29 protein-coding genes and 1 tRNA gene are annotated in these 23,349 nt (G+C 66.5%); 21 read left to right on the forward strand and 9 right to left on the reverse strand.

Annotated features, from left to right (window positions below; all coding sequences use genetic code 11):
- Positions 1-123: 123 nt before the first annotated feature.
- Entirely contained in the window at positions 124-549 is a 426-nt protein-coding gene (locus tag FNA67_RS19335; RefSeq protein WP_049706720.1) for a winged helix-turn-helix transcriptional regulator, read from the forward strand.
- A gap of 2 nt (positions 550-551) precedes the next feature.
- The gene (aac(3), locus tag FNA67_RS19340; RefSeq protein ID WP_147657688.1) at positions 552-1,346 is read left to right on the forward strand and encodes an aminoglycoside 3-N-acetyltransferase; all 795 of its coding nucleotides are present in this window, start codon (positions 552-554) and stop codon (positions 1,344-1,346) included.
- On the opposite strand, the gene FNA67_RS19345 is transcribed toward aac(3), so the two are convergent.
- Positions 1,343-2,695, reverse strand: a complete 1,353-nt coding sequence (locus tag FNA67_RS19345; protein WP_049708168.1) for an MATE family efflux transporter — start codon at positions 2,693-2,695, stop codon at positions 1,343-1,345. The genes aac(3) and FNA67_RS19345 overlap by 4 nt on opposite strands.
- Before the next feature lie 298 nt (positions 2,696-2,993).
- On the opposite strand from FNA67_RS19345, the gene FNA67_RS19350 reads away from it, so the two are divergent.
- The 9 genes from FNA67_RS19350 (at position 2,994) to FNA67_RS19390 (ending at position 9,624) form a co-directional block, all read left to right on the forward strand.
- The gene (locus FNA67_RS19350; RefSeq protein ID WP_147657690.1) at positions 2,994-3,596 is read left to right on the forward strand and encodes a general stress protein; all 603 of its coding nucleotides are present in this window, start codon (positions 2,994-2,996) and stop codon (positions 3,594-3,596) included.
- 68 nt (positions 3,597-3,664) lie between these two features.
- A complete protein-coding gene (locus tag FNA67_RS19355) occupies positions 3,665-4,165 on the forward strand; it encodes a hypothetical protein (RefSeq protein WP_147657692.1) in 501 nt (166 codons plus the stop codon).
- Positions 4,166-4,258: 93 nt separating this feature from the next.
- Positions 4,259-4,342 (forward strand) — tRNA-Leu (locus tag FNA67_RS19360).
- A gap of 216 nt (positions 4,343-4,558) precedes the next feature.
- Complete coding sequence (gene flgE, locus FNA67_RS19365) at positions 4,559-5,815, forward strand: flagellar hook protein FlgE (RefSeq protein ID WP_147657694.1); 1,257 nt, start codon at positions 4,559-4,561, stop codon at positions 5,813-5,815.
- Positions 5,815-6,105, forward strand: coding sequence for a hypothetical protein (locus FNA67_RS19370; RefSeq protein ID WP_147657697.1), 291 nt, complete (start codon positions 5,815-5,817; stop codon positions 6,103-6,105). The genes flgE and FNA67_RS19370 overlap by 1 nt, the downstream gene beginning before the upstream one ends.
- 5 nt (positions 6,106-6,110) lie before the next feature.
- Complete coding sequence (locus FNA67_RS19375; RefSeq protein WP_147657699.1) at positions 6,111-6,569, forward strand: flagellar protein FlgN; 459 nt, start codon at positions 6,111-6,113, stop codon at positions 6,567-6,569.
- Positions 6,570-6,577: 8 nt separating this feature from the next.
- Positions 6,578-8,314: a flagellar hook-associated protein FlgK gene (gene flgK / locus FNA67_RS19380; RefSeq protein ID WP_147657701.1), complete on the forward strand. Its 1,737-nt coding sequence runs from the start codon at positions 6,578-6,580 to the stop codon at positions 8,312-8,314.
- Positions 8,315-8,332: 18 nt separating this feature from the next.
- Positions 8,333-9,241 (forward strand): flagellin, encoded by a 909-nt coding sequence (locus FNA67_RS19385; protein ID WP_147657703.1) that lies wholly within the window; start codon positions 8,333-8,335, stop codon positions 9,239-9,241.
- A gap of 20 nt (positions 9,242-9,261) precedes the next feature.
- Positions 9,262-9,624 (forward strand): flagellar biosynthesis repressor FlbT, encoded by a 363-nt coding sequence (locus FNA67_RS19390; protein ID WP_147657705.1) that lies wholly within the window; start codon positions 9,262-9,264, stop codon positions 9,622-9,624.
- 9 nt (positions 9,625-9,633) lie between these two features.
- Here the strand turns inward: FNA67_RS19390 and FNA67_RS19395 are convergent, their stop codons facing one another.
- Positions 9,634-10,818 (reverse strand): THUMP domain-containing class I SAM-dependent RNA methyltransferase, encoded by a 1,185-nt coding sequence (locus FNA67_RS19395; protein WP_244616400.1) that lies wholly within the window; start codon positions 10,816-10,818, stop codon positions 9,634-9,636.
- An 80-nt stretch (positions 10,819-10,898) separates the two neighbouring features.
- Here FNA67_RS19395 and FNA67_RS19400 point away from each other — a divergent pair, with 80 nt between their 5' ends.
- Positions 10,899-11,411, forward strand: coding sequence for a disulfide bond formation protein B (locus FNA67_RS19400; protein ID WP_147657707.1), 513 nt, complete (start codon positions 10,899-10,901; stop codon positions 11,409-11,411).
- On the opposite strand, the gene FNA67_RS19405 is transcribed toward FNA67_RS19400, so the two are convergent.
- From FNA67_RS19405 to FNA67_RS19415, 3 genes are all read right to left on the reverse strand, one after another.
- A complete protein-coding gene (locus tag FNA67_RS19405) occupies positions 11,408-11,965 on the reverse strand; it encodes an HNH endonuclease (protein ID WP_049706737.1) in 558 nt (185 codons plus the stop codon). The genes FNA67_RS19400 and FNA67_RS19405 overlap by 4 nt on opposite strands.
- A gap of 99 nt (positions 11,966-12,064) precedes the next feature.
- The gene (locus FNA67_RS19410) at positions 12,065-12,721 is read right to left on the reverse strand and encodes an alpha/beta hydrolase (RefSeq protein ID WP_147657710.1); all 657 of its coding nucleotides are present in this window, start codon (positions 12,719-12,721) and stop codon (positions 12,065-12,067) included.
- Positions 12,718-13,380: a DNA-3-methyladenine glycosylase family protein gene (locus FNA67_RS19415; RefSeq protein WP_147657712.1), complete on the reverse strand. Its 663-nt coding sequence runs from the start codon at positions 13,378-13,380 to the stop codon at positions 12,718-12,720. Before FNA67_RS19415 ends, FNA67_RS19410 begins: the two co-directional genes overlap by 4 nt.
- A 77-nt stretch (positions 13,381-13,457) precedes the next feature.
- Here FNA67_RS19415 and gluQRS point away from each other — a divergent pair, with 77 nt between their 5' ends.
- Positions 13,458-14,261 (forward strand): tRNA glutamyl-Q(34) synthetase GluQRS, encoded by an 804-nt coding sequence (gene gluQRS / locus FNA67_RS19420; RefSeq protein WP_244616401.1) that lies wholly within the window; start codon positions 13,458-13,460, stop codon positions 14,259-14,261.
- A 39-nt stretch (positions 14,262-14,300) separates the two neighbouring features.
- Here gluQRS and FNA67_RS19425 read toward each other — a convergent pair whose 3' ends face one another.
- Positions 14,301-15,254, reverse strand: coding sequence for an NAD-dependent epimerase/dehydratase family protein (locus FNA67_RS19425; protein WP_170267369.1), 954 nt, complete (start codon positions 15,252-15,254; stop codon positions 14,301-14,303).
- 87 nt (positions 15,255-15,341) lie between these two features.
- On the opposite strand from FNA67_RS19425, the gene FNA67_RS19430 reads away from it, so the two are divergent.
- From FNA67_RS19430 to FNA67_RS19455, 6 genes are read left to right on the forward strand one after another with little or no spacing between them, the layout of a single operon-like run.
- On the forward strand, positions 15,342-16,238 hold the full coding sequence (locus tag FNA67_RS19430) for a LysR family transcriptional regulator (protein ID WP_147657720.1): 897 nt from the start codon (positions 15,342-15,344) through the stop codon (positions 16,236-16,238).
- Position 16,239: 1 nt separating this feature from the next.
- Entirely contained in the window at positions 16,240-16,437 is a 198-nt protein-coding gene (locus FNA67_RS19435; RefSeq protein WP_082202276.1) for a twin transmembrane helix small protein, read from the forward strand.
- A gap of 22 nt (positions 16,438-16,459) precedes the next feature.
- Positions 16,460-17,053 (forward strand): cob(I)yrinic acid a,c-diamide adenosyltransferase, encoded by a 594-nt coding sequence (locus FNA67_RS19440; protein WP_147657722.1) that lies wholly within the window; start codon positions 16,460-16,462, stop codon positions 17,051-17,053.
- Between the two features lie 58 nt (positions 17,054-17,111).
- On the forward strand, positions 17,112-17,804 hold the full coding sequence (locus FNA67_RS19445) for a rhomboid family intramembrane serine protease (RefSeq protein WP_049706745.1): 693 nt from the start codon (positions 17,112-17,114) through the stop codon (positions 17,802-17,804).
- Entirely contained in the window at positions 17,801-18,544 is a 744-nt protein-coding gene (locus tag FNA67_RS19450) for a GNAT family N-acetyltransferase (RefSeq protein ID WP_147657726.1), read from the forward strand. The genes FNA67_RS19445 and FNA67_RS19450 overlap by 4 nt, the downstream gene beginning before the upstream one ends.
- A 34-nt stretch (positions 18,545-18,578) precedes the next feature.
- Positions 18,579-18,764: a hypothetical protein gene (locus FNA67_RS19455; RefSeq protein WP_147657728.1), complete on the forward strand. Its 186-nt coding sequence runs from the start codon at positions 18,579-18,581 to the stop codon at positions 18,762-18,764.
- Between the two features lie 21 nt (positions 18,765-18,785).
- Here the strand turns inward: FNA67_RS19455 and FNA67_RS19460 are convergent, their stop codons facing one another.
- Positions 18,786-19,355 carry a TlpA family protein disulfide reductase gene (locus FNA67_RS19460; protein WP_244616402.1) on the reverse strand — a complete coding sequence of 190 codons (570 nt, stop codon included), beginning with the start codon at positions 19,353-19,355 and terminating at the stop codon, positions 18,786-18,788.
- Between the two features lie 118 nt (positions 19,356-19,473).
- Here FNA67_RS19460 and argH point away from each other — a divergent pair, with 118 nt between their 5' ends.
- Both argH and lysA read left to right on the forward strand, forming a co-directional pair.
- Positions 19,474-20,916 (forward strand): argininosuccinate lyase, encoded by a 1,443-nt coding sequence (argH, locus tag FNA67_RS19465; protein ID WP_174851690.1) that lies wholly within the window; start codon positions 19,474-19,476, stop codon positions 20,914-20,916.
- Between the two features lie 15 nt (positions 20,917-20,931).
- On the forward strand, positions 20,932-22,188 hold the full coding sequence (gene lysA, locus FNA67_RS19470; RefSeq protein ID WP_147657732.1) for a diaminopimelate decarboxylase: 1,257 nt from the start codon (positions 20,932-20,934) through the stop codon (positions 22,186-22,188).
- A gap of 16 nt (positions 22,189-22,204) precedes the next feature.
- Here the strand turns inward: lysA and FNA67_RS19475 are convergent, their stop codons facing one another.
- Both FNA67_RS19475 and FNA67_RS19480 read right to left on the reverse strand, forming a co-directional pair.
- Positions 22,205-22,924, reverse strand: a complete 720-nt coding sequence (locus tag FNA67_RS19475; protein ID WP_147657734.1) for an LrgB family protein — start codon at positions 22,922-22,924, stop codon at positions 22,205-22,207.
- Positions 22,921-23,277, reverse strand: coding sequence for a CidA/LrgA family protein (locus FNA67_RS19480; RefSeq protein WP_049706750.1), 357 nt, complete (start codon positions 23,275-23,277; stop codon positions 22,921-22,923). The genes FNA67_RS19475 and FNA67_RS19480 overlap by 4 nt, the downstream gene beginning before the upstream one ends.
- Positions 23,278-23,349 lie beyond the last annotated feature (72 nt).

Genomic DNA, 23,349 nt, shown 5'->3' on the forward strand with positions numbered 1-23,349 from the left:
CCCCGGCAAGCGGGACCAGGCCCGATTTCAGCCTGGATACCTGACGCAAATTTGAACGCTAGGCACAACAAGTAACCAAGGCTATGCTGAAGGCTTCTTTCTACGTGCAAGAAGGCACAGCCCATGTCACCGACCGCCACCGTTCTCAAGGACACGACCCAGCACTCCAACTGCCTGGCCATGTCCGATGTCCTCAACCGGATCGGGGACAAGTGGAGCGTGATGGTGGTGGGCATGCTCTCGCGCAACGGCACGCTGCGGTTCAACGAGCTCAAGCGCAACATCAACGGCGTCTCCCAGCGCATGCTGACGCTGACGCTGCGGAACCTCGAACGTGACGGGCTGGTGACGCGCACCGTCTATCCGGAAATCCCGCCCCGCGTCGAATACGGGCTGACCGAACTCGGCCAGACCCTGACCAAGCCGATCAACGCGCTCTGGGACTGGTCGGCCGAGCATCACGACGAGATCGTGGAGGCCCGCAAGGCCTACGACGTCGATCACAGCCCCGCCCCGAGCGAGCCGGCGCGCATCGCCTACGCCCGGTAGGAATGCAGACGCGGCGCTCCCTCGCCGGCGACCTGGCGGCGCTTGGGCTCGCGCCCGGCGACATGGTGATGGCCCACGCCGCCCTGCGCCGGGTCGGGCCCGTGCTCGGCGGCCCCGATGCGGTGATCGGCGCGATCCGTGACGCCATCGGCCCCGAGGGCACGCTTCTGGTCTATACCGACTGGGACGGCGATTTCGACCAACTGCGCGACGAGGACGGCAACGTGCCCGAGGGCGTGCGTCCCGACATCGCCCCCTTCGATCCCCTGGCCTCGCGCGCCATCCGCGACAACGGCACGCTTGCCGAGTTCGTGCGGACGACGCCGGGCGCCCGCCGCAGCGCCAATCCGGGCGCATCCTGCGCCGCGATCGGCGCCAGGGCCGACTGGCTGACCGCCGATCATGCGCTGCAATACGGCTATGGCGAAAACTCGCCCTTCGCCCGGCTGGTCGAGGCCGACGGGCTCGTGCTCATGCTGGGCGCCCCGCTCGACACCATGACCCTGCTCCACCATGCCGAGCACCTGGCCGACATCCCCGGCAAGCGCGTGCTGCGCAAGCTCGATCCCCTGCTCGAGGACGGCGCAGTCATCTGGCGCTGGATCGAGGAATTCGACACGGGCGACCCGATCGTCGAGGGGCTGGCAGAGGATTATTTCGCCGACATCGTCGAGCAATTCCTCGCCACGGGCCGTGGCCGGCGCGGCCGGGTGGGTGCCGCGCCCTGCGTGCTGGTCCGAGCGCGCCAGATCGTCCGCTTCGCGGTCGACTGGCTCGAAACCCGTGTCAGGCGCTAGACCAGCGCCACCACCTTCTTCTTGCGCCAGAAGAACCAGTAGTAGCTCGCCTGGAACACCAGCATGGTCGAGAAGGAGAGCGCGTAGCCCATCCAGATGCCGTTGAGGCCGAAATGCTGGGAGAGGAGGATGGCGCCCGGCAGTTCTACGCACAGGATCGTCGCCAGCGAGATGAGCATGGGCACCAGCACCGTGCCGCTGGCGCGCATGATCCCGGTCAGCACCACCGAGGCGCCGAACAGCACCACGCTCCAGAGCACGATATGGAGCAGCGTCTGCGTCATCTCGACCACGCGGTCCTCGGTGAGGAAAAGCCGCACGATATGCTCGGAGAAGAGATAGGCCAGAAGTATCAGCGCCCCGGTGATGATCACGTTCATCATCAGGCCGGTGCGGGTGATGGCCCGCAACTGGCTGGCCTGCCCGCCGCCGATGGCCTGCGCCCCGAAGATCGAGGTGGCGATGCCGATCGACATGGCCGGGAACTGCACATAGCTGAGCACCTGGTTGACCGCGCCATAGGCCGCCGTTGCCTCCGAGCCGAAGCGGTTGACGAGGCCGACGACGACGATCGCAGCCACCGAGGACACCACCATCTGAACGCCCGCCGGCACGCCGAGCTTGAGGATCAGCAGGAGCAGCTGCGGATTGATCCGCAGATGGCTGAGCAGCACGCGATCGGGCGCCAGCGCATGCTTGCGGATGCGCAGGTAGAAGAAGAGGAAGACGAGGACCGCGACGAACCCGGCGATGGAAGCCACTGCCGCCGCGTCCACCCCGATCCGGGGCAGGCCGAACCAGCCCAGGATCAGCGCCGGCGTCGTGACCAGGCCCACCGCGATCGAGATGGTGAGGGCGACGAACGGGGTGATGGTGTCGCCCACGCCGCGCAGGATCGAGGTCACCACGAGAAAGAGGAAGAAGGCCGGCATGCCGATGAGGAAAATGCGGCCATAGCCGATCGCGACCTCCACGATATCGGGCGGAGCCCCGAGCACCGCCATGATCTGGGGCGTGAAGAGCCCGCCGAGCACGGCGACGACGACGCCAGCCAGCGTGGAGACGGTGAGCGTGGTGCCCGCGACCTGCTTGACCTTGTCGATATTGCGCGCGCCCCACGCCTGGCCGATGAGCACGGTCGAGCCCGAGGACAGGCCGATGATGAAGCTCATCAGGAAGAAGACGATGGGGAAGAACGTCGAGGCCGCCGCCAGCGCTTCCACGCCGATGAGCTGGCCGACATAGATGTTGTTGATGGTCCCCGAAAGCGACTGCAGGATGTTCGATGCCATCAACGGCACCAGGAACACCAGGAAGCGCTGCCAGAGGGGGCGGACCGTCGGTGTCATCGCGCGCATACTCCCAATCGCGGACAGGCGTCGCAACACTCTCCCTCCGCGCCGGACCGGCGAACATAGCCGGCCAGCAAGGGTTGCCCGACATCCGAACATGAGGACGCTGGGGCGAGGCGGAGCACAAGATATTGAAGCGGCGCGGGTTTGGTCTCTAGACGCCCGCCGCGAGCGCGTCAATCGATGCTCGCCATTGGCCCTGACCGGCCCGCGAAACTGTGCCCGCACGGCAACGCCCGGGGAACGGCTGACGGCCACCGGCCGTTTTGCTGGCAGCGCATGCGAGGAGGATATCATGGCCGTCATCACCGGACTTTTCGACACCCAGGAGGAAGCCGCCGTCGCCGTGCGCGCCCTCAAGGACGCGGGGATCGAGGACAGCGACATTTCGCTCATCGCCAATCGCGTGGACAGCGACCTCGCCCGCGAGATCGAGGTGGCCGACGATGCCGGGGCCGGCGCCGGCCTTGGCGCCATGGTCGGTGGCGCCGGCGGACTACTGGCGGGCCTCGGCCTGCTGACGATACCCGGCATCGGCCCGGTCGTGGCCGGCGGATGGCTGCTGGCGACGGCCGTAGGCACGGTGGCCGGGGCCGTGATCGGTGGGGCGGCGGGCGGCCTCATCGGCGCGCTGACCGAAGCAGGCGTGAGCGAGGAAGACGCTCACTTCTATGCCGAGGGTGTGAGACGGGGCGGCACGCTGGTGACGGTGCGCGTCGCTGGCGCGGCAGCCGAACGGGCCGAGGAAATCCTGGGCGACACGGAACGCGTCGACGTCCAGACCCGGCGCGCCGAATACGAGCGCGAAGGCTGGGAACGCTTCGAGGAGGATGCCGAGCCGTTCTCGCCCGAAGAGATCCGGGACCATCGCAGCCTCTACAACCGCAACCCGATCTAGGCGCAACCCACCCGCACCTTGTTCGTTACTGCACCCGAGGGGCGACAAGAAAAACGGAGAAAATCCCCATGAAGAAACTCTCAGCCTTTGCGCTCGCCGGTGCCCTGACCCTGTCCCTGCCCGGCCTGGCGCTGGCCCAGGACGCGGGCGCCCAGGTCAAGGCAGGCGCCGAGAACGCGGCCGATGCCGTCAAGGACGCGGCGGGCAACGCCATGCAGGCTGCCGGAGAAGCGATGAAGTCCGCCGCCGACGCGGTGGTCGCCACCACCGACGACCTGGCTGCCAAGATTACCGCTGGCTCGAGCGCCGACGTCAAGGCGGTGACCGAGACCACCAACGTCAAGATCGTGCCCCTGTCCTCGCTGACGGCCGGCGGCGCGGCCGATGCGGTCAACAACGCGGTGACGGCCCACACCGACTGGATGACGACGCTGCGCACCGACGTGGCGGCCAATGCCGCGCTCAACGCCAAGCTCGAAGCGGCCGGCTACAAGGCCGACCAGGTGGTCTATGCCGATGCCGGCGAGGACGGCAGCGTCACCATCTACGTAGACGACAAGACCTCCTGAGGCCACACGATCGCGGGCAGCCTGGCTGCCCGCGGCTTTTCCTTCCAACCCGCAGTTGCAAGCCCCCCAAACCTTCGCTAGAAGCGCAGGCGTGCCCCTCTGGCGGAATGGTAGACGCAGAGGACTCAAAATCCTCCGCCGCGAGGCGTGCCGGTTCGAGTCCGGCGGGGGGCACCATCAGTCGCAGCACTGACCCATCAATTCCCCACATAGCCGTTTTCAGCCCCGACCCCGGGCGCCGCCACTGTTGCGCTGACGCGACATTTGCTCTCGCTCGCACCGGCAACTGGGCAAAACTTGCCTAGTGCTAGGCAGATATTGCCGAGCTAACCATCTGAAAACGTTAAATTTTTCCCGGCGCCGGCTGGGAAGATTGCCAGGAGGGCAGGACCTTTGCGGGTCGAACAGTTCGAAGACGCTCTGGACGAATACGGCGCCGACCTGGCCGCCTGGCCGCCCGACCTCGCCGATGCGGCCAACCGGCTGCTGGCCAGCGACGCCGAGGCCCGCGACATCCTCGAGGCCGAGCGCACCATAAGCGCCGCCTTCGCCGCCCCCATCCGCGCCTGCCGGGCTGTCGAACCGCATCCTGGAGGAGGCCCTGGCCGAGCCGCCGGCCCGAAACCGGGCAGCGCCGCGACTTTCCTGGTGGCAAACCCTTGGCGCGCGGGCCCATGCCGTTGCCGGAGGCATGGCCTTCCGCTACGCAACGGCGAGTTCTCGGTCGATGAGAACGGCCTGCTGCAGTCGGGCGGCTATTACCTCCAGGGCTGGCCGACCGATGCCGATGGCAACGTGGTCGGCGGCACCACCTCGACCAACCTGCAGACCATCGATGCCGACGCCATCGCCACCATCGCCCAGCCCACCTCCATGGCCGGACTGATCGCCAACCTGCCAGCGGACGCCGATGTCGGGGCGAGTTTCACCAGCGCGCTCGAAATCTACGATTCGCTCGGAACGGCGGCTTCGACCACCATCACCTGGACCAAGACGGGCGAAAACACCTGGGAAGCCAGTTTCTCGGACCCCACCCTCTCCTCCAATGCGAGCCAGACCGTCGGGACCGTGACCAGCGCCGCCGTCGCCATCACCTTCAACTCGGACGGCACGCTCTCGACCACCAACCCCAGCCCGCCCACGCTCGACGTCACCTGGACCACCGGCGGCGCCGCTTCGAGCATCACCCTCGACATGGGCAAGGCGGGCACGTCCTCGGGTCTGAGCCAATATGCCACCGGCTCGGAAAGCCCGACCGTGACCGTCCAGACCTCCCAGGACGGCGTCGGCTTCGGCAGCCTCATCTCGATCGCCATCGGCGACGACGGCACGGTGTACGCCAACTACGACAACGGCATGCAACGCTCGATCTACAAGGTTCCCGTCGCCACCTTCGCCAATGCCAACGGGCTGGAAGCGCAGAGCGGCGGCGTCTACGCCGAAACCAGCAAGTCCGGCACCTGCACGCTCAATATCTCGGGCACCAACGGCGCGGGCAGCGTCTATGGCAGCCAGCTTGAGCTGAGCACCACGGACACCAACCAGGAATTCGCCCGCATGATGGCCGCCCAGCAGGCCTATTCGGGCGCGGCCCAGGTGATGACCGCCGCCAAGGACATGTACGACACCCTGATGTCCGCGGTGCGCTGATGCGCGCCGCGCCTCAACCCCCGTCCGACGGCGATGACGACCTCATCGCCCGGGTGAGGCGCCTCGAGGTGACACTGGCCCGGGAGATCGGACCCGAGGGGCAAACGCCTTCCGATCCCGCCGACCGGCCGCGCCTGCTGGCGCTGCTCGATGACCTGCAGACCACCCGCGCTTCCCTCGAAATCGGGGCCGGACGGCTGCGCGCCGAACTCGACCGGCTCGACCGGGGCATGAGCGCCGCCGGCGCCTATGGGCGCGCCGGGCGCCAGGCGCCCAGGAGACAAGGATGAACACGATGAACAAGATAGGCACCTCGCAGCCGTCGCCCGGCCCCGATGCCGATGTGGAAGAGATCCTGGGGCTCCTCGACGCCCTGCTCGCGGTGATCGGCGAAGAGAACCGGCAACTGGCGGGCGGCCTGCCGGCTTCGCTTTCCCAGGCGGTTTCCGAAAAGAGCCAGCTGGCCGTCAGCCTCGAAGGCATCATGGCCGCGATCCGCACCCAGACCATCACCATTGCCGACGCCGCGCCGCTCCTTCAGCTGCGCCTCACCGACCGATCCAACCTGCTCTCCCTGGCCATGGCGGAAAATACCACACGCCTGCGCTCGGCCATCGAGGCGACGCGCCGGCGCGTCGATGCCGTGATGAGCGCGATCCGCGAGGACGCGTCCTGCGCCGGCGTCTACCAGGCCGATGGACTGCGCGTCCGGCGCCAGCGCGAGGTCCCCGGCAAGACCGGCCATTGGGCATAGAGGGAAACATGACGTTCTCAGCCATTCGCAGCATTGCCGGCAGCGCCCTTTCGGCCTCGCAACTGTCGATGCAGGTCTCCTCGGCCAATATCGCGAACGCCGATACCGAAGGCTATTCGCGCAAGAGCGTCGTGCAGTCGGCCAGCGTCACGGGCGGGTCCGGCTCGGGCGTGGCGGTGACCGCGATCAGCGCCAATGTCGACAAGTACCTGCTTGCCGACCTTCTCGCCGCGGCCAGCGCGCTCGGCTCGGCCACCACCATGGCGAGCTTTGCCAATAGCCTCCAGGCGCAGCTCGGCAATACCAGCGGCTCGGACGACACCGGCACCTCGCTGGCCGCCACCATCACCGCCCTGCAGACGGCGCTATCGAGCCTTTCGGGCACGCCTGAAAGCGATACGCTCAAGGGCCTGGCGCTGAGTGCCCTGGACGCCGTGGCCTCCCAGTTGCGCGAGACTTCGTCCAGCGTGCAGGGGCTGCGTTCGGATGCCGACCACCAGATCGAGGACGCGGTGGGGACGGTCAACAGCGCCCTCGAGCAGATCGCCGACCTCAACAAGCAGATCGTCGCCGCAAAGGCGCGTGGCGATTCGACAGCGGACCTCGAGGATCAGCGCAACGCCGCGCTGAAATCCATCACCGGCCTGATGGACGTGTCCTATTACGTCACCAGCCGGGGCGAAATGCGCATCTCGACCAGCAGCGGCACGACCCTGCTCGACAGCAGCGTGCATACGATCAGCTACAGCGCCGCGGCGACCGCGGCGACAGGCACGGTGTTCTCGGCCATCGCCGTGGACGGAAAGGACATCACCGGCGAGATCAAGTCGGGAACGATCGGCGCGCTCATCAACCAGCGCGACAACGTCCTGCCGGCCACCCAGTCGGAACTGGATACCCTGGCCGCCCAGTTGATCCTGGCGGTCAACACCCTGAGCAACACGGGCACCGCCAGTCCGCCGCCTTCGGGCCTTACCGGCTCGGCCAGCGTTGCGGCTGCCGACGCGCTCGACGCCACCGGCACCACCCGCGTCGCCGTCACCGACAGCGACGGCAACCTTGTCTTCTACCAGGATATCGACCTTTCGACCCTCTCCACGGTCGGCGATCTGGTCGACGCGCTCAATGCCGTACCAGGGGTATCCGCCTCGATCTCGAGTGCCGGCAAGCTCGTGATCTCGGCCACCGATTCCACCCAGGGGATCGCCCTCGGGGACATCGACGCGTCCGTCGGCACGGCGAACGCCGGACTGTCCGCCTATTTCGGCCTCAACGACCTCCTTGCCGGAACCAGCGCCACCGACATCTCGGTGCGCAAGGACCTGCTCCCGTCGTCGAGCCTCCTCCCGGTCTCGGCGCTCGACACCTCCGCCACCCTCACCGCGGGTGAGCCGGCTCTCGCCACCTCCGCCGGCCTCGCCCAGGATCTCTCCGCGCTCTTCAGCGCCGGACAGTCCTTCGCCTGGGCCGGCAGCATCGGCTCGATCACCACCACCTTCGCCGACTATGCGGCCAAGCTCGTCGGCAACGCCGCAACCCGCGCGGCTGGGGCGCAAACCGCCGAAGCGAGCAAGCAATCGGCCTATGACGCGCTTTCGGCGAGCCTGAGTTCGGCGAGCGGGGTCAATCTCGACGAGGAGACGGCGCGTATCAGCGAGCTCCAGCAGCTCTATTCGACCGCCGCCCAGCTCTTCGAAGTCCTCAACGCCATGTTTGAAGCGCTGCTCAGCGCAGCCAAGTCCTGATAGTGCCGGAGTACCCCCATGGCCATGCGCGTCGCCACTTTCGCCAACAATGATCGCATGCTCGCTTCGGCCATGCGCACCCAGTCGCGCATGGCCGAGCTGCAGTTGCAGCAGGCATCGGGCCTCAAATCCACCGACTATGGCGGGTTGGGCGGAGATGCCCGCAAGCTCATCAGCCTCGAAACGTCGCTCGAGCAGTCCAAGGCCTATCAAAGCGCTGCCGGTGAAGCGGCCGCGCGGGTCGAGGTGCTCTATAGCGCCATGACCACGGTCACCGATCTCCTCACCGATTTCCGCTCCCAGCTCACCGCTATGACCGGGGTGGATGGCGCCACCACGGGAGGGGAGAGCCTCGTATCGGCCGCACAGGCCTATCTCCAGGAACTGACCGCGGTCCTCAACACCCAGTACGAGGGGCGCTATGTCTTCGCGGGCAGCCGCACCACCAGCCCCGCGGTCGACCTGGGCGGCTTCGTTTCCGATCCCGACACGCCTTCGACCGATTACTATCAGGGCGACGCCCTGATAGCCTCCGTCCAGGTTTCGTCCGAGCAGACCGTCGCCTATGGCGTCACCGCCGACGCGCCCGCGTTCGAGCAGGCCATCCGCGCCTTCTCGCTCATCGCCAATGGCGGTACGCCCGTCGCCAGTGCCGACCTCGAACACGCCTCCGGTCTCATCGTCTCGGCGCTCGATGCTTCGGCGGCGACCCAGAGCCAGCTCTCCATCGTCGCCTCCGTGCTCGATCGCGCCCAATCCAACCAGGCCGACTACCAGGCCTTCATCACCACCGAAATCTCGAGCAAGCGCGACGCCGACGCCACGGCCGTCGCCGTCAAGCTCACCGGCTACGAAACCCAGCTGCAGGCATCCTATTCGGCGCTGGCCAAGATCCAGTCGCTCAATCTTCTCGACTACCTGCGCTGAACCAGAGGCGGGCGCGTGCGATGACCCTCAGGATCACCCTCAAGCCGGGCGAACCGGTTTTCATCGGCGATGCGGTGCTGCGCGTCGCTTCCCGGAGCACCTGCGTGGTGCTCATCGACGGCGATGCCCCGGTGTTGCGCGCCGAGGACTTCCTGCCCGAGCCGCCCAAGGCCACCCCGATCGAAGCGATGCGCCTGCTGATCCAGGAGCTCTATCTTACCGGGGATGCCGAAACCGCGGCGGACCGATTTGGCGAACTGGCGCGCACGGTGCTGGCCGAACAGCCGGGCCTGGCCCCGCTCATCGAGAAGCTCGAGGGCCTGCTCCGCCACGGCCAGCTTTACCGCGCCGTCAAGGAAGCCAAGCACACCGCGCTCGGCTGACCGCTCCCTTCAGAGCGGATCGGTTGCAAAGAGCGTCACCCGCAGGCCGCCATGCAGGACCGGCGGCGGCGACGGCCTGAATGGCAGCCCGGTAGCCTTGGCGAGGCCCGCATCGGTGGTGATGATCCCGACGCGCCAGCCGGCAAAGCGGGTCAGCAGGGTCCGGCCCAACGCCTGGTAGAGCGGAGCGAGCTTCTTCTTGTTGCCAATCCGCCCCCCATAGGGCGGATTGACGATGACGAGGCCGGGCGGCCCTTCGGGCGCCTGGACATCGCTGACGGTGCTCTGGCTGAACCGGGTCAATTCGCCCACCCCGGCACGCTCCGCATTGGCCCGGCTCATCTCGATGGCGCCGGCATCGCGGTCGCTGCCGAAGAACGCGAAGGCCGGCTTGCGTGGCGCCGGCTGGTTCGCGCGCAGCCCGTCCCAGGCTGCCCGATCGAAGCTGGCGAGTTGCTCGAAGGCGAAGCTGCGCGAACGGCCCGGCAGCAGCCCAGCCGCCATCTCGGCGGCTTCGATCACGAACGTGCCTGAGCCGCACATCGGGTCGAGCACCGGCTCGCTTCCATCATAGCCGCACTGGCGCAGGAAGAGCGCGGCCATGGTCTCACGCATGGGAGCGCGATTGACCGCTTCCTTGTGGCCGCGCTTGTGCAGCATCTCGCCGGACGTATCGACGCTGACGGTGCAGAAATCATCCTCGATGCGCACGCGAACGGAGACCGCCGCATCTTCGGCAATCGGCGCCCCGAAAGCTTCCCGGATCGCGGTTTCGACCCGCTGGGCGGCGGCACCGGCATGATAGATGCGCGAACGCCGGCAGGACGCCTCGACGCGCACCGGCACGTCCGGGCGCAGCACGTCTCCCCAGGGGACGGTGCGCGAACGCTTGTCGAGCTGGGCCAGGTGCATGGCCCGGAACCCGGCGACACGCGCCAGCACCCGCCCTGCTCCGCGCAGCTCCAGATTGGCCCGCCAGACCTCCGCCCAGCCGCCGTTGAGCGTCACGCCGCCCTCGACGGCCTGCGCATCGCCAAAGCCCTTCTCGCGTGCCTCGGCAGCCAGAACGGCTTCGAGGCCCGGCGGGGCGACAAGAAAGATCTCAAAGGGCGAAGCGGTGACCATGCCGGCTAGATAGCCGGAGAACGCCCCGGCATCGACATGTTTCTTTTCGGGCCGAACGGGGCCCTTCACAAATCGCTGAGCATGCTGGCATTTAGGAGGGCGCCCGCATATCGAATGGCGCCAGCGTCATCAGTCAGCCGAGTCCCCCCATGGCCGCCACCCGCTCCCTCCCCTCCGACAAGATCGCCGCAGGCATCGCCTTTGTCCTCGGCTTCGCCGCCATTGCCGGCGCCTGGGGCTCGCAGCTGTTCGGCGGGCTCGTACCGTGCGAGCTCTGCCTCGAACAGCGCCTGGCCTATTACTGGGGCCTGCCCATCCTGGCGCTGGTGCTGATCCTGTGGAACCGGCTGCCGCTGGCCGTCTGGTACGTCGCCATGGCTATCGTGGCGCTGATCTTCGTGTGGAGCACCTATATGGGCGGCTACCATGCGGGCGTCGAATGGGGCTTCTGGCCCGGGCCGACCGCGTGCACCGGCACGGGCGATGGCGTCAGCTTCAACGACCTCACCAATATCGATGCGGCCCGCGTCATTCCTTGCGATGCGGTGCAGTTCCGGTTCCTGGGCATTTCCCTGGCCGGCTACAACGCCCTCGTCTCGCTGGCCATCGTGGCGCTGCTGGTGTTCTCGATCGTCAAGCAGGCGCAGGGACGCCGCGCCTAGGGCTCGAGTTCGATATCCCAGTAGAGGAAGTCGAGCCAGGACCGGTGCAGGTAGTTCGGCGGGAAGGCGCGACCGGCATTGTGCAGGTCGTGAACCGAAGGCTGGTAGGGCGCCTGGTGCGGGAACATCTTGATCTCGCTGGGCATGCGGTTGGCCTTGCGCAGATTGCACGGCGCACAGGCAGCCACGACGTTTTCCCAGGTGGTGCGACCGCCCTTCGAGCGCGGAATGACGTGGTCGAACGTCAGGTCATCCCGGCTGCCGCAATACTGGCACTGGAAATGATCGCGCAGGAAGACGTTGAAACGCGTGAAGGCAGGATGGCGTGCCGGCCGGATATAATCCTTGAGCGAGACCACGCTCGGCAGGCGCATTTCGAAGCTCGGGCTTTTGATCACCCGGTCGTATTCTGAAACGATGTTGACCCTGTCCAGGCACACCGCCTTGATCGCATCCTGCCAAGACCAGAGCGAGAGAGGGTAGTAGCTGAGCGGCCGAAAATCGGCGTTCAGTACGAGCGCGGGACAGGACTCAGGCGACACATGTATGGTCACTCGAGGCTCCCGGAACCGGAATCACTGACGTCCATAACGCCAATAGTGTATGCCCTTTGTGACGCGGCTGTGAAGCCGGAAAGCGTTGACTTTATGGTGCTAGAGCCGGGCGACGGCACCCTCGATGAAGGCACTGGCGAAGGCGAGCCCGTCCGGCGAAATGCCGTGCCCCACCCCATGATCGACATGATAGCTGACCTCGTAGCCGGCAGCGCGAAGCGCCTCGGCAGCCTCATCGCTAAAGGCAGGATCGACGACCGGATCGAGATCGCCATGGACGAGGCAGACCGGCGGCCTCGCCCCCTTGTGCCGGCCGAACTCGGGCGGCGGCACGAAGGCACCCGAAAAGGCGATGATGCCCATGAGCGCCTCGTCCAGCGCCGTGCCGACATGGAGCGCCATCATGGCGCCCTGGCTGAACCCAACCAGCAGCGTCTCGCGGGGTGAAAGACCCGTCTGCGTCCACAGCGCGCCCAGGAACTGCTCCACCACCGGCCGTGCCAGAGGCAGGCCCACCGTCCGGCTTTCCGCCCGGTCGAGGTCGAGGGCGAACCACTGATAGCCGGCCGGGTTGTCGCGCGACACTTCCGGCGCGTTGGGCGAAACGAAAAGCGCATCGGGCAGCAACGCCTGCCAATGGCTCGCCAGCGAGATGAGGTCGGCCCCGTCCGATCCATAGCCGTGCAGGAGCACCACCAGCTGGCGCGGCGGGCCACCGGAATATGCAGCGAGCATGGGTCCGGAGAGAGTGGTCATAGGGCAATGCCTTCCCGATCGCGCAAAACAGCAAAGTATCGCCAGAACAGTAGTGCGGCCGTGGCCCGATGTGGAGCCCAGTCCTGCGCGATTTCGACGAGTTGGCGCGCGCTCGGCCTTTCGGCAAGAACTAGCCCGTGCATGACGGCCTTCTGGAGGGCCAGGTCGCCGGCCGGAAACACGTCCGGGTGGGCGGCGCAGAACATCAGGTAGACTTCCGCCGTCCAGGGTCCGATGCCCTTGTGGCGCGTCAGCTCGGCAACGGCCTCTTCGGCCGGAAGCGTGGCGAGCGCTTCGAAATCCAGGGCGCCGGACGCCGCGGCCTCGGCCACGACGCGCAAGGTCCGCTTCTTGAAGCCGGAAAGCCCGACTCCTTCGAGCGCGGCGTCCTCGAGCGCCGCGTAGCTGGCGGCTTCGAGTGTCCCGGGCACCAGCTCGAACCGCGACCAGATGGCGCGCGCGCTCGCCACCGACACCTGCTGCCCGATAATGATCTTGGCCATGCCCGCAAAGCCGGGCGGGTTGATGCGCAGCGAAAAGCTGCCTGCGGCCTCGGCGACCGGCGCCAGGCGCGGATCGAGCAGGAGCAGCCGCTCGAGATGGCGCCCCAGCGTCTCGACAGAATCGAGCCGGTCTTCCAAGGGTAGGCGAGTGGTCATTTCGGGAACGGAGTGGAGGGACAGGGCACGTGACATCTCAACCGATCTTGCGCTTTGCGCCAAGTCCAAATGGCTACTTGCATCTGGGACATGCCTACTCGGCGCTCTTTACCTGGCGCGCGGCAGCCGAGATTGGCGGGGTCGCGCTGCTGCGGATCGAGGACACCGATATCACGCGCTGTAAACCCGAATTTGCCGACGCCATCATGGAAGATCTCGCCTGGCTGGGCCTGGCCTGGCCCGAGCCGGTGCTCTACCAGTCCGAACGCTTTCCCATCTACGCAGCGGCGGCCGAAAGACTGGCCGCGCTCGACCTCGTCTACCCGTGCTTCTGCTCGCGCAGCGAGATCGCAGCAGCCGCCACAGCCCGTGACCCCGACGGCGCGCCGCTCTACCCCGGGACCTGCAGGCACCTTTCGAGGGAACAGGTCGCCGAACGACTGGCACGCGGGGATCCCGTGCAGTACCGGCTCAAATCGGACCGCGCCATCGCGCTCGCCGGGTCGCGCCATTTCCGTGTTGCCGAACCCGACGTGACCGGACCGGTCCTCGAGCGGCTGGCCCGCCCCGAACGCTGGGGCGACGTGGTGATCCAGCGCAAGGGCACCCCGACGAGCTATCACCTGAGCGTGGTGGTCGACGATGCGGCGCAGGGCATAACCCACGTGACGCGCGGACGCGACATGGAGGCGGCGACCGATTTCCATGTGCTGCTTCAGGCCCTGCTCGAATTGCCGGCGCCCATCTATACGTTTCACCCGCTGATCCTGGATCGGGAGGGCAAGAAACTCTCCAAATCGCGGTCATCGGAAAGCCTGCGGGCCTTGCGGGCCGCAGGCTGGTCGGCTGACGACATCCGGCGCCATCTCGGATTTGCGTGAGGGAGCACGGTCAACCACGTGCCCCCTCACCTTCCCGCCTCAGGCGGCTTGGCGCCGGTCGGCGAAGAACGGGGCGACGACAGCGCCGATGGCCTCCTCGAACGGGGTGGCGAAGTCGGGTCCCAGGATCGCGTCGAGCCGCGGGTCCTCGAGTTCCATGGTGTTGTCCCAGAGATAGCGCATCTTGACCACTTCGCGCATGAGCGGCATGGCGATCCCGACCAGCTTGAGCATCGTCCAGGGGAACGGCACCACCTTGAGCGGCACCGGCGCAGCGGCCTGGACTGCCGCGACAAGCTGGCCATGCGTCACGAAATGCCCGGCGAAGTGGAAGTTCTCGAAGTTGGAGAGGCCGGCGCGTTCGCTCGCCACCTTTTCGAAGGCGCGGCCGAGATCGGGCAGGTAGGCCCAGCTATGGCCGGTCTGCGGTGCCCCGGGGATGGCGACGCGGTTCTTGCCGGCCTCCCGCAGGATGGCCTGGTCGAAATAGTCAAAGCCGTTATGGGGCGCGAAAAAGTCCCCGGCCCGCACGATGAGCACCTGCATGTCTCCCCGCTCGGCGGCCTGCCGGAGCATCGCCTCGACCCGCACGCGGATAGCGCCGCGCGGCGTCTGCGGGTTCTGCGGTGTTTGCGGGGTCACGTGGCGCTGGCTGGCGGCGTAGTTGTAGATATTGCCGGGGAAGACCATGGTCTTGCCCGACCGGCCCATGGCCTCGATGACCCGCGCCATCTGCGCTTCCTTGCGCCCGTTGTCCCACTTGTCATAGGGCAGGTTGAGAGCGTTGACGACGACCTCGGCGTCGGCAACCGCCGCTGCCATCTCGGCCACGTTCTCGGCGTCGCCCTTGATGAAGCGCACGCCTTCGATCGGCTGCTTGTTGGACCGTCCGAAGCCGCTGACCTCCCAGCCGGCGGCGACGAATGCCCGCGCCGCATGCTGGCCGATATGGCCGTTGATCCCCAGAACCGTAACCTTGCCCTTGCTCGTCATGATGAAATCTCCTTGGTTGACACCAACAACATCGATCATTCATGCTTGTTGATGAATTCCCCAAATCAGCAGACTGGCTATTCAATAATGAATGATCCGGATTGGTCGCTCTGGCGCAGCTTTGCCGCCGTCGTCGAAACGGGGTCGCTCTCGGCCGCCGCGCGCAGCCTTGGCCTGAGCCAGCCCACGCTCGGGCGGCACGTCGACGCCCTCGAGCAGTCGCTGGGCGTCGTGCTCTTCGAACGCACGCTGGGCGGGTTCCGGCCGACCGAAACGGCGCTGCGCCTCTACGAACCCGTGCGCGGCGCCCAAAGAGCCCTTGCCGAGGCGACGCTTGTTGCCGAGGGGGCCCAGCCCGGGCTGGCAGGCACCGTGCGGATCACCGCCAGCGAAGTGGTCTCCCACTTCGTCCTGCCCCGGCTCCTGGTGCCCATCCGCACCGAATATCCCGATATCGCCCTCGAGCTGGTGCCATCCGACTCGGCCGAAAACCTGCTGCTGCGCGAGGCGGACATCGCCATCCGCATGTTCCGGCCGACCCAGCTCGAACTGGTGACGCGCAAGCTGGGCGAACTGGCGATCGTCTGCTGCGCCCACGAAAGCTACCTGGCGCGGCGTGGCGTGCCCGAAGCCATCGAGGATCTCGACGGGCACGACCTGATCGGGTTCGATCGCTCAGACCTCCTCATCCGCGCCGCCTCCTCGATGGGGATCGCGCTCCGGCGCGAAGACTTCCCGTTGCGCACGGACGACCAGACCCTGGCCTGGGAACTCGCACGCGCCGGGCTGGGGATCGCTTTCGCCCAGGCAGGGCTCGTCGATTCCGAGCCCGGAATGCGCCGGCTTCTGCCGCAACTGCGCATTCCCAACCTCGAAGTGTGGCTCACAACCCACAGGGAATTGTTCACCAGCCGGCGAATTCGTGCCATCTATGACCGGCTTGGCAGCGCTCTTTCCGCCTATATCGCCAAGCCGAAAGGTTAGTATGCAAGGCGCCTACAACATCCTCATCTTCATCGGCCTTGCCGTAGTCGCGTTCATTCTCGGCTGGGGCATGGTGAACATGTTCCGCGGGGGCGACCCCAATATGAGCCAGAAGCTCATGCGGGCCCGCGTCATCGCGCAGGCCGTGGTGGTGGTGCTGATCCTGATCGCGTTGCTGGTCTTCGGGACGCGCAGCTAGTCACTTTCGGCGGGAGGGCAGTTTGGTCAAGCTCAACAAGATCTATACCAAGACCGGGGACGACGGCACGACGGGCCTCGTGCGCGGACCGCGCCGCTCCAAGGCGGACCTGCGCATCGAAGTATTCGGCACCATCGACGAGACCAACTCGCTGATCGGGCTGGCCCGCACCGGCACCCAGTCCATGCCCAAGGTCGATACCATCCTCGCCCGGGTGCAGAACGATCTCTTCGACGTCGGCTCGGACCTCGCCACCCCCGGCGAAGATGGCCCCGACGAAAAATCGCTGCGCATCACCGCGGCGCAGACCGAGTGGCTGGAAAAGCAGATCGACCATTTCAACGACGGGCTGGCGCCGCTGACGAGCTTCGTGCTGCCGGGCGGCACCCCGCTCGCTGCCCAGCTCCACATGGCTCGCACTGTCACCCGCCGCGCCGAACGGCTGGTCGTGGCGCTGATCGCGGAGGAAAGCGACGTGAACGCCGAGGTGCTGCGCTACGTCAACCGCCTCTCGGACCTCCTCTTCGTGCTCGCCCGCGTCGCCAATGCCAACGGGCTCAAGGACGTGCTGTGGGCGCCCGGCCGCTATACCCAGACGACCAGGAACGCCGAGTGAACCTGCTCGCCGCTCGCCACGCGGCCATCATGCGTTCTCGCCCGGCGGGGCGCGCCTGATGTTCCTTCCGATCTTCGACGAGAACCCCAAGCGCCATATCAAGTACGCGGTGGTGACCTATACGCTGATCGCGATCAACGTCCTGGTCTTCCTCATTACGGTGGCGCTGCCGCGCGATGCCTTCGAAACGGCGACCATCGAATTCGGGATGATCCCTATCGTGGTGCGCGGGCTCGTGGCGCCGCCGCTCGCCTGGCTGCCGGCCTGGGCGAACCTGGAAACCTATGCGTTCCTCCACATCGACTGGCTGCACCTGCTTTCCAACATGCTGTTCCTCTGGATTTTCGGGGACAATATCGAGGATGCAATGGGCCATGTGCGCTACATCTTCTTCTACCTGGCCTGCGCGGCGCTCGCCGCCCTCATCTACCTGGCCTTCAACCCGATGGGGAACGGCCCGCTGATCGGCGCCTCTGGCGCCGTGGCCGGGGTGATGGGCGCCTATATCGTGCTCTTCCCCCATGCCCGGGTGATCGTCATCGCCCGCATCTGGATACCCGTGCCCCTGCCGCTCCCCGCCTTCTGGATGCTGGGCGTCTGGGTGTTGATGCAGATCTTCTATCTTCTCATCGGCTCGACCGAGCCGGTGGCCTGGTGGGCCCATCTGGGCGGGGTGGTCGCCGGCGCGCTCCTTGCCACCATCCTCAAGCGCCGAGACGTGCCCCTCTGGGGCGGGAGCCTGCCCCGATGAGCGATATCGACCTCAAATGGCGAGTGGAAGAAGCCTGCCACAATGCCTGGCCGGCGACCCGCCAGGTGCTCCTGCACGGCTGGGTGCTGCGCATGTCGGGCGGCCACACCAAGCGCACCAACTCGGTCAACCCCCTGCGCTGGGAACGGCGCGAGGCCGACAGGATCATCCCCGAGGCCGGCGCGCTCTATGCCTCGCTCGGCCGGAAACTCTTCTTCCGGCTGCCCGACATGGCGGCCGAAATCGATAGCCGACTCGAAGCGCTCGGCTATGCCTTCGTGGACGACGTGACGACGCTCGTGGCGGATTTTTCGGCCCTGCGGGGCGGCCCCGAAGGCGTCGAACTGGCGAGCGCTCCCGATGCCGCCTGGCTCGCCACCTTCCAGGCCGGCGGCAATCACAGCGAAGCCAATCTCGCCATCTACCGGCGCATGCTCGAGACCATCGTGCCGCCCCGCCGCTTCGCTTCGATCCGCCAGGATGGCCAGGTCTGCGCCCATGCCTATGGCGTCATCCACGACGGCCTGCTGGTGCTCGAATCGGTAGGCACGGCACCCCAATTTCGTCAGAAGGGTTTCGGCCGGGCCGTGGTCTCGAGCCTCATGCACTGGGCACGGCACGAGGGCGCCGAAGCGGCGTGCCTCCAGGTCGTGACAGACAACCTGCCCGCCCGCGCGCTCTACGAGCGCCTCGGCTTCACCCGCGACCTTTACCACTACCATTACCGGATCGCGCCTTAGGCTTTGTTTTACCGTGGTCCGCTAAGGTGCGGCCATGGATATGAACATCGCAGTTTCAGCAGCAATGATGTCGGCGGCCCAGACGCAGAACCTGATCCAGGTCGCCGTCATGCGCCAGCAGCACCAGATGGAAACGAACCTGGCCGACATGGTGGCCCAGGCCGTCCAGAACGCGCCCGCCCCTGCCGGACAGGGCGTGGTGGTCGACAAGCTCGCCTGAACGAGCCTTTCTGACTTTCCGCTAGATCTTGAGGAGGCTCTTGAGGGCCTCCACGACCTTGCCGCCATCGGGCGTATCCCAATGGGCCGGCCCCTGCAGCACCGCCATCTCGCAGCCCTTGTCGTCGAGCAGCACCGTGGCCGGAAGCCCGAAGGCCACGCCCTCGGTCTTGAGCCGTTCGAAGACCTTGAAGCTCGGATCAGCATAGAGCGGCAGATGCGCCCACTGCCCCTCGTCGAGGAACTTCTGGGCCTTGCCCGATCCTTCCGGGCCGATATCGAGATTGATCGGCAGCACCTCGAAGCCCGCATCGTTGTACTTCTCGGCCAGGGCATTGAGCGCCGGCATCTCCTCCCGGCACGGCACGCACCAGGACGCCCAGAAGTTGACCAGCAGCGTCTTGCCGGCGAAGTCCTTGATGGTCTTGGGCTTGCCGTCCTTGTCCTGGAAGGTCATGTCGGCATAGCTGCGCGGCTGCATGGACGGATTGAGCGCCGCCAGTTCCCCGACCGCCGCCGCATCGATTTTCGCCAGCGTATCCTTGTTGACCGGGCACTCCTTGGCCTGGGTCGAACCATTGCTAACCCACACCCCGACCGCTATAGCTAGCGCCGCTGCGACCAGTCCCACGCTCAACAACAGACGGGGAAACCGCTTTTTTTCGGTTCCGGGCGCGCTTTCACTCATGAACGACTCCAGAGGACTAGTGATGAGCAATCGTATGTGGGGCGGCCGGTTCTCCTCGGGCCCCGATGCCATCATGGAAGAGATCAACGCCTCGATCGGCTTTGACCAGCGGCTCTACCGGCAGGACATTGCCGGGTCAATTGCCCACGCCCGGATGCTGGCGCAAACCGGCATTCTGACGCAGGCCGATCGCGATGCGATCGTGGCTGGCTTAGAGCAGGTGCTCGCCGAGATCGAGGGCGGCAAGTTCAACTTTTCGCGCGCGCTCGAAGACATCCATATGAATGTCGAGAGCCGCCTCAAGGAAATGATCGGCGACGCCGCAGGGCGCCTGCACACGGCGCGCTCGCGCAACGACCAGGTCGCCACCGACTTCCGCCTCTATGTGCGCGATTCCATCGATACGCTCGCGACCCAGATCGCAACGCTCCAGCTCGAGCTGGTCAAGCGCGCCGAGGAAGAAGCCGAGACCATCATGCCCGGCTTCACCCACCTGCAGAGCGCCCAGCCGGTAACCTTCGGCCATCACCTGATGGCCTATGTCGAGATGCTCGGACGCGACGCCGGACGGCTCGCGGACGCCCGCAAGCGCCTCAACGAAAGCCCGCTTGGCTCGGCGGCTTTGGCCGGCACCTCGTTCCCGATCGACAGGCACATGACGGCCGAGGCCCTGGGCTTCGACCGGCCGACCGCCAATTCGCTCGACGCCGTCTCGGACCGCGATTTCGCCCTTGAAACCCTCTCTGCGGCCGCCATCTGCGCGGTGCACCTGTCGCGCTTCGCCGAGGAACTGGTGATCTGGAGCTCGGCCCAGTTCAACTTCGTGCGCCTCTCGGACAAGTTCTCGACGGGCTCGTCCATCATGCCCCAGAAGCGCAACCCTGACGCCGCCGAGCTGACGCGCGCCAAGATCGGCCGCATCCTGGGCGCATTCACGAGCCTCCTCGTCGTGATGAAGGGCCTGCCCCTCGCCTATTCCAAGGACATGCAGGAAGACAAGGAAGTCACGTTCGACGCGCTCGACGCCCTCTCGCTGTCGCTGGCGGCGATGACGGGCATGATCGGCGACCTGACCGTCAACCGGCAGCGCATGCACGACGCCGCCTCTTCCGGTTTCTCGACCGCGACCGATATCGCCGACTGGCTGGTGCGCGAGGCCAACATTCCCTTCCGCGACGCCCATCACATCACCGGGCAGATCGTAGCCCTCGCCGAGCGCAAGGGCATCGCGCTCGATGGCCTGACAATCGAGGACTTCAAGACCATCGATGAGCGCATCGACAGCCGCATCCACAAGGTGCTCTCGGTCGAAAGCTCGGTACGCTCGCGCAAGAGCTATGGCGGCACCGCGCCCGACAATGTGCTGGCGCAGGCCGCGCGCTGGAAAGAGGCGCTGACCGGCGAGAAGAGCGAACCCCGCAAGACCAAGTCAGCCCCGGGCCACGGCGACGGCGGCGTCGAGTAAGAAAAGCAGCATAAAATGCATCACTTCCAGACCCGCGACGGCGTGCTGTTCGCCGAAGACGTCGACCTGACCGAACTCGCCGGCAAGGTCGGCACGCCCTTCTACGTCTATTCGGCGGCCACCCTGCGACGCCACGTCAAGGTCATGCAGGACGCCTTCGCCGGCATTCCGACCCTCCTCGCCTACGCGATGAAGGCCAATTCCAACCAGGCGGTCCTCAAGCTCATGGCCAAGCTCGGCGTCGGCGCCGACGTTGTGTCGGGCGGCGAGCTCGAGCGGGCCATCGCCGCCGGCATCCCGGCCAGCAAGATCGTGTTCTCGGGCGTCGGCAAGACCATCGCCGAAATGCGCCGGGGCCTCGAGCTGGGTATCTATTGCTTCAACGTCGAGAGCGAACCCGAGCTCGAACGCCTCGACATGATCGCCGGCTCGATGGGCAAGGTGGCCCGCGTCTCGGTGCGCATCAATCCCGATGTCGACGCCAAGACCCACGCCAAGATCTCGACGGGCAAGTCCGAGAACAAGTTCGGCATCCCCTTCGCCAGGGCGCGGGAGGTCTACAATCGCATCGCCAGCCTCGAACATATCGAGGCGGCGGGCGTGGACATGCATATCGGCAGCCAGATCACCGACCTGGCGCCTTTCGTCGATGCCTTTACGCTGCTTGCCGAATTGGTGCGCAACCTGCGCGCCGACGGCCACAAGATCAGCCATGTCGATGTCGGTGGCGGCCTGGGCATCCCCTATCACCACGACCAGGACGCCCCGCCCGATCCGACCGCCTATGCCAAGATCGTGCGCGAAAAGCTGGGCGACCTCGGCGCCACGCTCGTCATCGAGCCGGGACGCCTCATCGTCGGCAATGCCGGCGTTCTGGTGACCAAGGTCGAATACGTCAAGGAAGGCGCCAAGACCTTCGTGATCGTGGACGCGGCCATGAACGATCTCATCCGGCCCACGCTCTATGAAGCGCATCACGGCGTGGTTCCCGTGACGCCCTCCAACCTGCCCCAGATCACCGCCGATATCGTCGGCCCGGTCTGCGAGACCGGCGACTACCTCGCCCTCGGCCGCCAAATGCCCGGCGTCAGGGAAGGCGACTTGCTGGCGGTGATGAGCGCCGGCGCCTATGGCGCGGTCATGGCCTCGACCTACAACACCCGCGCCCTCGTTCCCGAGGTGCTGGTGGATGGCGACAAGTGGCACGTCATCCGCTCCCGGCGCAGCATCGAGGAGCTGATTGCGCTCGATAGCGTCCCGGACTGGATCTGACCTCCGGCCCGGCTGCCTAAAGCAGCCAGTGGACGAGAATCGGGGTCAGGATCGAGGTGAGGATGGCGTTGAGGCCCATGGCGATGCCGGCAAAGGTGCCGGCCAGCGGGTCGACGACGAAGGCGCGCGCCGTGCCGATGCCGTGCGAGGACAACCCCACCGCAAAGCCGCGTGCCGCGTAGTCGCGGATACGGAACGCGTTCATGAGCGGGGTCACGATCACGGCGCCGAGGACGCCGGTGAGGATCACCAGCACCGCCGTCAGCGACGGCTCCCCGCCCAGCGCCTGGGTAATGCCCATGGCGACGGGCGCCGTGACCGACTTCGGCGCCATGGCGATGAGAATATCGTGGGGCAGGCCGAAGAGACGCCCCAGGACGATGACCGAGACGATCGCCACCACCGAGCCGACGACCAGGGCCGCCACCAGCGGCACCAGGTTGGCACGCACTACCGAACGGTTGCGCACCAGGGGCACGGCGATCGACACCGTGGCGGCGCCGAGCAGGAAGTGCACGAACTGCGCCCCTTCGAAATAGACCCCGTAGGGCGTGCGCGAAACCGTGAGCACGATGCTGACCAGCAGGATGGCGATCAGCACCGGATTGACGATCGGGTTGCGCCCCGCCAGCACAGCGATGCGATCGGCCGCCAGCCAGGAAAACAGCGTCACCACCAGCCAGAGCAGCGGCTGGGAAGAAAGATAGACCCAAAGGGCAAAAGGCTCGGTGGTCATGCCATCACCTTCTTGACCGCAAGGAAGGTTCCCACGGTCGCCAGGAGCGTAACGAGGGTGGAACAGACCAGCGTCAACGCGATGCCGACCGCATTGCTCGACAGCAGCCCGAGCTGCTGGACGACCCCCACCCCCGCCGGCACGAAGAGCAGGCCGAGATTGGCAAGGATGGCCGTGGCCGTACGTTCGACGGGGAGTTCGAGTCTGTCGTCCCGATAGCGGACCCGCACGAGCAGGATGGCCGCCAGGATGACGAGGCCCAGGACCGGGCCCGGAATGGGTAGGTTCAGCCAGCGTGTGACGACTTCGCCCGCCAGTTGGCAGGCGAGCAGTTGGGCAAATGCGGCGACCATGCGGTCACTCCGGAAAAGTTGGACGGTTTGCCGGGAGGCAGCACCCCTTGCCTAGACCCTGCCGCTGGCGGC

Origin of the sequence: Youhaiella tibetensis, from assembly GCF_008000755.1 — a bacterium.
In the GTDB taxonomy this organism is placed as follows: Bacteria; Pseudomonadota; Alphaproteobacteria; order Rhizobiales; family Devosiaceae; genus Paradevosia; species Paradevosia tibetensis.